Here is a 7,764-nt window from a genome sequence, read left to right on the forward strand (position 1 = left end):
AAAGTCTCCTGTAATCAGGATGAATATACTGTTGTTGTGACTTTTTGCCAGACTTCACCTTACCAGGATTTACCAGCAAAATTACAGGAGGTAAAGGTGGAACGTTCTGGAACAATGACTAAGAAAAGATATAAATATAACATTAAAACATAAAATTATTTTCTTGGATTGGTGAGAACTAAAATGTTTTGGGTGGGATAGGTTCATCTGTAATTTTTGGGTTGGAACAAGAATAATCGATTGCAGCTTGGTAATACCTGGAATCAGAGAAGGTGAACACAATATAATCTTTGATATGCCATGCTGAGAAAATACTAAAATATGAACCCAGTTGAGCCAAGACGCGATGAATTTACTCCAAAGCATCCAGTAAATGAGGAACAAGAGACTCAGATTGAGGACAACTTAGAAGAGGAAGAGGACATCATTCCTTCCAGATTCTCTGGCTCAGTGATTCCAAAAGATTTTGATGTTGATGGCCTAGTTAAACGTCTGAGAAACGGTGACATATATATTCCATCTTTCCAGCGTACCTATGTATGGAAACCCAAACAAGCTTCGCGTTTCATCGAGTCTCTGTTACTGGGTTTACCAGTCCCAGGTATCTTTTTAGCAAAAGAGCGGGAAACAAACAAGTTATTAGTGATCGATGGACAGCAAAGATTACTGAGTCTCTTGTATTTCTATGAAGGCAAATTTCCCAGCAGTCGGCGAGCGTTTTCTTTGAAAGGGGTTCATCCCGACTTTGAGGGTGCTACATATAAATCACTATCTGATGCAGATAGACGCCAGTTAGATAACTCCAGTTTATCTTCAACCGTCGTCGAACAAAATCATTCTGATGCTGACGATAGTAGCATATATCACATCTTTGAAAGGCTAAATACAGGGGGGACTTTACTAAAGCCGCAAGAAATTCGCGCAGCTATTTATCATGGTGAACTTAACGATCTGATCGATAGCCTGAACGACAACGAGTCTTGGCGTTCCATATTTGGTAGAACAGATAAGAATAAAAGAGACCAAGAACTTATTCTTCGATTCCTAGCGCTTTACTTCGGCGGTTATAGTTACAAGGATTCTATGAAGGAATTCCTCAATAACTACATGAGCAAAAACAGACACCTGAAAATCCAGTCAGCAGACCAAGTTAAACAAGCCTTTATACCTACGATTGAAGTCATATATGAATGCCTCGGCAGTAGAGCCTTCAAACCCAAAACTGCACTGAATGCTGCTATCTTTGATGCTGTCATGGTTGGCTTAGCACGCAGGCTAGAAAAAGGTTCGATTAAAAACCTAGAGCAATTGCGATTCTGGTATCAAGTTCTATTGAATGAGAAAAACTTTATTGCTGCATCTACAGTCCGTACCTCTAATGAAGGGAATGTAAGACTGAGGCTCCAACTGACAACTGATGCTTTTGTTGATTTAGAATAAGATGCTTCAAATTTAATCAACCTCAAGTGAGTATATCTCCACTAACTACAAAAAATGCGCTCGTTCCCTTACGACTGACCTACTCCTCAGAGCGATCGCCCCGAATCAACGATTGAAACTCCTGCACTGCATCGTACTGATCGGGATATCCAAGATAACGCAGCAACAAAGCTAAATCTAAATCAGGAAAAAAAGTACTCCGAGAAACCTCTTCATACTCTCCGTCTTTCAAGTGGAAAACCCTTAATTGGTTAGACTTCCAGAACCAAATTTCAGGAACATTCATAGGCTTGAATAGCTCTCGTCTGTTGATAGTCCCACTAGTGACGATGATTTCAATGACAATATCAGGAACTTCTTTCTTACTGCCAATACTGTAAGACTCATCGGGTGTACCAGAGGCATACCCAGGTGCTTCTAGAGTGAATCCACCACGTCCGTAAAATCGGATGCCCTTTTCTCTCATATAGGCTTCTAACAAGTAACTGAGAGTTCTCTTTACTTCCTCATGCTCTTCACCAATTGGTGACATAATTTCTAACACCCCTGACAAATAGGACAGCCTAACATCTCGGTTGTCCTCTAGCTGTGCTTCTATAGCTTTGAACTTCTCCCAGCTAATACCATAGAGAGTCACCAGTTTTTCCTCTGTTGGCTGATCGGCTGGTTTGTCTAAAAGTTGGGGATTCATTGGCTTGACACTCCGCTCATATCCTGATTATCCTACCAACGCCGCCAAGGGAGTTCCATCTCTTCATCTCGCCCCTGCCAAATGCCTAACTCAACACCCATCGGTGCGATCGCATAGTAACCTTGCTGATTCACACTCATTAATTCATATGCACAAAGATAGATTTTTTGGCCTAATTATTACTCCTGATAAAGCAAATTCTCGCCTTTTAATCGAGGAGTTTGGAACATCCTGAGCCATCGCATCGTCATTGATTCTGGGAAATGCGCTTATCCCAGCATAAAAACTCATGCATATATGCAAGTTCTTTGCTAAAGTGCCTTAAGAAAAGCGGTTGATTAGAAAAGTTTCGATGCTTCCAGTGCAAGGCTGCTACAAAAACGATAACTTTGACAATTTTTCTGACTTTGCGAACCTTATTCAATTCAATGCTCACGACCTTTCTTCATCTCTTCTATTCGAGAAAAGCTACAATTTTTGCCTGATTAAGTTTTGCCATGCCTGAAGTTTAGATTACTTATCTCCCATTAAGTTCATGGGTCTATATTTTTTCGCCCTAGTATAAGGATGATTTTTATGCACAAAAAGCATTTATTTCAGCTATTTAATTACTCTATATTTTTGTGATTAACAACTATCTATCGGCATAATCGTTGATTGAGTTTTGAGGGTGCTTCAACAATATATCTTTTCATTCTTAGGTTTGGATTAATAGGGAGTACTCTCGAAAATGCTGAAAACTCAAACAAAATCTATCAATATCCTGCCAATTTTAGCGATTTTTGGAATAGGCTTAATTCTAGCCATTCCCATACTGTTGAATGGAACTATAAATGCTAATGATTTTCCACTGCACTTAAGGTGGTCTAAAGAATTCTCAGCGCAATTTTGGGCGGGAGATTTCTATCCCAGATGGCTGATGAAAATGAATGCTGGTTTAGGAAGCCCTATCTTTTTCTTTTATCCTCCCATACCCTATTACTTCACAAGTTTTTTTAAACCTTTATTTACTAATGATGTAGAGGGCTGGTATCCACTTGCCTTATCTACTTTAGCCGCTCTTGTTACCTCTGGATGGACGGCTTATCTTTGGCTCAGAACGATTAGCGATCGCAAGTCAGCGCTAATTGCTTCAATTCTTTATATGGTATTGCCCTACCATCTAGGAGTCGATCTTTATAATCGTTTTGATTTTACAGAATATTGGGCGTTTGTCTGGATGCCCTTAATTCTGTACTTTAGCAACAAAATCATTGATGGTCATAAAAGCAATATTATTGGTTTGGCTGTGAGTTATGCTTTGCTAGCGATGACTCATCCATCAACTTTCTTAATTTTTTCACTTTTCCTAATTTTCTATATCTTATTCATTACCGTTAAGCGACAAAGAAAAAAAGCTGTACTCCGTTTACTTTTAGCCTTGATACTGGGTATTGGATTATCGGCTATCTATTGGTTACCAGCCTTAGCGATGCAAAACGATGTCGATCTGGATTTCATGAGCCGAGGACACTTATCTTATGCCATTGATTTTTTATTTATACAAACATTTCCTTCTAGAGAATTCCTGTGGGAATATCTAGAAATTATCAGCCTGCTTACGGTGGGATTAATCTGGTGCGCTTTTATTAGTACTCGTACTTCATCAGTCGCAAATTTCAGGCGTGAGGCAAATTTTTGGAGTGCTGCGGCGATACTAGCTATCTTCATGACGCTGCCTTTGAGCAGACCAATATGGGAAGTTTTATTGCCCCTGCAAAAGATACAATTTCCTTGGCGTTTTTCTACTATTTTGACTGTAGCGATTACCGCACTTTTAGCTTTAGAGATGTCTCAACACTCTATAAGAATTGGGACAAAAAAAAAGTTTTATATTGGATTTTTGCTAGGCGCTGGATTTCTGATAGGCTTAATTATGGCGGTGCCAAACAAAACTTTTACTTGGTATTTAAGTAGCGTTATAATAGTAGCAATCGCAGCAATTTTAATTTATGGCATTTCTTCGATAAGGATTTTGGGAAGCCAAGTAAAGTCAAAATATATTATTATTGGAGTTCTGCTAACAGCCTCTCTGCTCTCATCTCAAGTTTTCTTAATAAAAGGGGGTCTTTACAAAGCGGATGACCCTCAAAATAGCTACCAGCAAATGCAAAAATTATACAAGGAAATCAATAAGGAGACTCCTGAGTACCGACCCAAAGACGTATCACCGAAAAATTTTGAGGCAGATGCTCTTGTAAAATTGTCTCAGCATCAACCGAATGCAGCAGTAACGACAGGACAGGGTAGCCTCACAATTCAGCAATGGGAGCCGAGGAAGATTGTCTTAAAAACGAGTGGGACAACTGACCTTTTACTGACTCTAAAACAGTTCTACTACCCAGGATGGACAGCAAAAATTCAGGAAAAATCCTATCCTCTGACTGTACATCCTTCAACGCCCGAAGGTCTAATTCGCGTAGGGATGATACCCAGCGGCAACCATGAGGTTATAGTGACATTGAATACAAGAGTAGAGGAACGTATTGGACAAATAACGAGCGCTGTTTCTGCCATTATTGCTTTAGTCTTACTAGTCTGGTTTTATCGAAGCGAGCAGGATATAGCAATTCAATAGACCTCTTGCAGAAATCCTGAAATGCCCCCTAAATACCCCTTTAGATCCCCCTCCCGTCCCCCTTAAAAAGGGGGAAGCTCTTAGGTTGCTACGCTTTGGATATCACGGGGGACTTTGAATTCAGGTTCCCCCTAAAATGGGGGGCTAGGGGGCAAAAATCTACTTTTGCAAGAGGTCTAATAAAACAGACGTGTTACCTACAAGGCCGAACCAATACAATTAGGATACTTTCATCCAAAATTTAATTAAGGAATTTCCCCAAATTTCACATCGAGAAGCGCATAATTGTCCCAACCCGGTGCATCAAAATGCCACCATTCTGTCGCCAGGGGTATAAACCCGTATTTTTTCATCGCATTCTCAAGCAACTTGCTATTTTTCTTCGCTTGAGCGCTGGCACCACTGTAATTTCTGTGTGCTCGTTCTGTAAAATCATCAAAGGATGTTGGCATCTCTAGCTCTTTACCATTGCGGTCAACCAATGTTATATCGACGGCAGCTCCGCGATTATGCCGAGAACCTTGTGCTGGATTTGCCACATAGCGAGAATCAGGTTTGACTTTCCACATTAACTTTTGCACGGAGAGTGGCCTGTAACAGTCATAAACTTTCAGCCCCAATCCTTGTTTTTCCAAATCTTGTTGAACTTGTGAAAGCCTTCTTGCCGCTGCACCTCTGAGTACACAGCGTGCTGCTGAGTACAATTTTTGTTTTAAAAAATTATTCGTCGTTGCATAGCGGATGTCGAGAGCAATCTTAGGATTAACAGAGCGAATATCAATGAGTCGTGCATCATAAGGGAGAGAAGATGAAGCAATCTGCTGAGGTGAAGTGCTAAGAGGTAGAGATAGCTCTGATTCAGTTGAATTATTTGTTTGAGTACCTGTAGTTATGGAAGTGGTAGTCGTTGCAAGGGGTAGAGCCTCAGACTTCTGATTCACCCCAACTAAAGCGAATGAGGCGCTAGCTAAGAATGCCGTAAGGCTGATTGCCATCCATCTTGCCCAGTTACTCAGCATCATGATCTGTTTTCAAGGGTTTCGGTGTTTTATGGTTTTGCTATTTTATTGGTAAAGAGGTAAGGGTTTACTCAATGACTGATCAAATTTAAGACTGCATAACAGTAAACGCCCAATAGGAAAGCCAGCCACTTCCCAGCAGCATCAACGGAACCAATAGCGCCGCCGCTTTCTCTGATAAATTGGCAATCTGAGTACAACCACTGTAAAGTATCAGAATCGTATAGCAAGTAGCAAATACAGTTAGCACTAACATAATCTGGCTACCCAAAAGAGGAGAGACACCACTGGCAAGTGCCAGAACGCCTACTGGCAAAAGGGAAGCACCTGCAAGAAACACATCACCAGCCAAACTACCGCGACAACGATTGATTAAACGGGCAATTCCCAGGATTAGTGTAAGCGTTACAAAGGGTACCCAGCCAACCAGAAATAACTCGAACAGGGTAGAGTTAGTTGTAAACTGATCGCGCCATCCGAGATAGGTTCCACTGACAAAGCAGAAATTAGCGATCGCCCCAAACACTATTCCCACTGCCATAACCCGTGGCTTTTCCAGATACAGCATCCCTGGACGTATTCCCCCAGCCGGATTCAGTGCTAGAGATAGGAAGGCTTTGAGCGCATCATCCAAAACGATTTTTACCCACCTTATGGGGTTCCTCTTAGAGGATGTTTTCAGTTTTACCGTTGTTCCGGTTATCGACCTCAGGGTGTCCTGTGCCAGCTTGTAGCCATTCCTATCCCCTTGCTCGTGAAAAAGTTGTGCGGCTTTTTGCAAATCCTCAGCCGCATTAGCCAATTCCTTGAGATCGTTGTTGGCTAAACCTCGATGGTAGTAGGCTTGAGCAAAATCGGGTTCTTTTGCGATCGCCTGAGTATACCCTTCAATCGCTGCCTGAGTATATCCCAATCTATAACGCGCTCTGCCCTGGTAATAGTAAGCTCCAGACGAGTTAGGATTTATGCGGAGTGCCTGACTACAATCTTTGAGTGCCCCTCGTGCATTTCCCATTTTGTAGAGTGCGGCACCCCGCTTGATGTAAGCTTCGACAAAGTGAGGATTCAGTTCAATGGCCTTGGTATAATCCTCAACTGCTCCTTGATAATCTTTCTCCAGAGCTTTGGCTACAGCTCGAACATAGTAGTCTTGATGACTCTTCCCTGGCTTTGGAAACTCTCTTGATATAGGGTCTAATCTTTGGTCGTACTGAGTTCGCTGCACTGAGTCAGAAAGGACTTCGTAAGCTTCGCAAATTTCCTTGAATCTTTCTTCTGCTGCCGGATTCCCTGGATGCAAATCAGGGTGATGTTTGCGAGCCAGTCGGCGATAAGCGTCTTTAATTTCTTCTACGGTAGCGTTTCTTTTAACTTGCAAAATTTCGTAGTAGTCGCGAGAGTCCTGCATGTGACTTAGATAAGGGGTCGCTTTACCGATCATAGGCAATTCATCCTACGTCCTGAGAAGGCGTGGGATGAATTGCAGCTCCTAACTCTCATCTCCGGCTTTAGGTGGTGTGAGGTTTTGATAGGGGTTGAAAGCTGGCAAGTGGAAAGCTAGCAGATTGACAATTTTATCAATTCATGCATTAAAATCTTCAAGCTTGTTATTGATTCGTAGGTTTGTCTTGAATTTCCTCTTTGGAGTTGGGTGAAAGTTTGCCTGATGAGTTGGAGTCAGATGGCGGTTTTGGGGGTAAGGGGGCTTCAGGTGGAGCTGTTGGGTTTTTGTTAGCTTCGGCGTCGGCTGCGGCTTTTTGTTTCTGGGCTTCCTCAATGAGTTGTTTCACCTTGTCTTGCCAATAGCGTTGTTCCAAAAACTTCGGATCGACCGTAGCCCTTACGACCTTATCCCAACGGCCTTCATCGAGTGCTTGTTTCAGCTCATTGTATTTTGCTTCAGCTGCCGCCCAGTCTTCCTGCCATTTCTTAATTTTTGCCTGAGCTTCTTCGTAAGCCTGACTTCCGGGGAGAATTTTTTTAGCATCTGCGATCGC

General features: G+C 41.9%; 5 protein-coding genes and 2 pseudogenes. 2 read left to right on the forward strand and 5 right to left on the reverse strand.

Going from position 1 to position 7,764, the window contains the following annotated elements:
• The first annotated feature begins 321 nt into the window (after window positions 1–321).
• Window positions 322–1,440: a DUF262 domain-containing protein gene (locus V6C93_RS32995; protein WP_333480920.1), complete on the forward strand. Its 1,119-nt coding sequence runs from the start codon at window positions 322–324 to the stop codon at window positions 1,438–1,440.
• 79 nt (window positions 1,441–1,519) lie between these two features.
• Here V6C93_RS32995 and V6C93_RS33000 read toward each other — a convergent pair whose 3' ends face one another.
• Window positions 1,520–2,131: a Uma2 family endonuclease gene (locus tag V6C93_RS33000; RefSeq protein WP_333480921.1), complete on the reverse strand. Its 612-nt coding sequence runs from the start codon at window positions 2,129–2,131 to the stop codon at window positions 1,520–1,522.
• A 35-nt stretch (window positions 2,132–2,166) separates the two neighbouring features.
• Window positions 2,167–2,280, reverse strand: a pseudogene (locus V6C93_RS38880) (Uma2 family endonuclease); the annotation flags it as partial.
• A 581-nt stretch (window positions 2,281–2,861) separates the two neighbouring features.
• Between V6C93_RS38880 and V6C93_RS33005 the strand changes: the two are divergent.
• On the forward strand, window positions 2,862–4,748 hold the full coding sequence (locus tag V6C93_RS33005) for a YfhO family protein (protein WP_333480922.1): 1,887 nt from the start codon (window positions 2,862–2,864) through the stop codon (window positions 4,746–4,748).
• 245 nt (window positions 4,749–4,993) lie between these two features.
• On the opposite strand, the gene V6C93_RS33010 is transcribed toward V6C93_RS33005, so the two are convergent.
• The 3 genes and pseudogenes from V6C93_RS33010 to V6C93_RS33020 all read right to left on the reverse strand — a co-directional run.
• The gene (locus tag V6C93_RS33010) at window positions 4,994–5,770 is read right to left on the reverse strand and encodes a M15 family metallopeptidase (RefSeq protein ID WP_333480923.1); all 777 of its coding nucleotides are present in this window, start codon (window positions 5,768–5,770) and stop codon (window positions 4,994–4,996) included.
• 85 nt (window positions 5,771–5,855) lie between these two features.
• Window positions 5,856–7,175 carry a DnaJ domain-containing protein gene (locus V6C93_RS33015; RefSeq protein WP_333480924.1) on the reverse strand — a complete coding sequence of 440 codons (1,320 nt, stop codon included), beginning with the start codon at window positions 7,173–7,175 and terminating at the stop codon, window positions 5,856–5,858.
• A 199-nt stretch (window positions 7,176–7,374) separates the two neighbouring features.
• Window positions 7,375–7,764: pseudogene (locus V6C93_RS33020) on the reverse strand (serine/threonine protein kinase); the annotation flags it as partial.

Origin of the sequence: Allocoleopsis sp. (assembly GCF_036703385.1) — a bacterium.
Taxonomy (GTDB): Bacteria; Cyanobacteriota; Cyanobacteriia; order Cyanobacteriales; family Coleofasciculaceae; genus Allocoleopsis.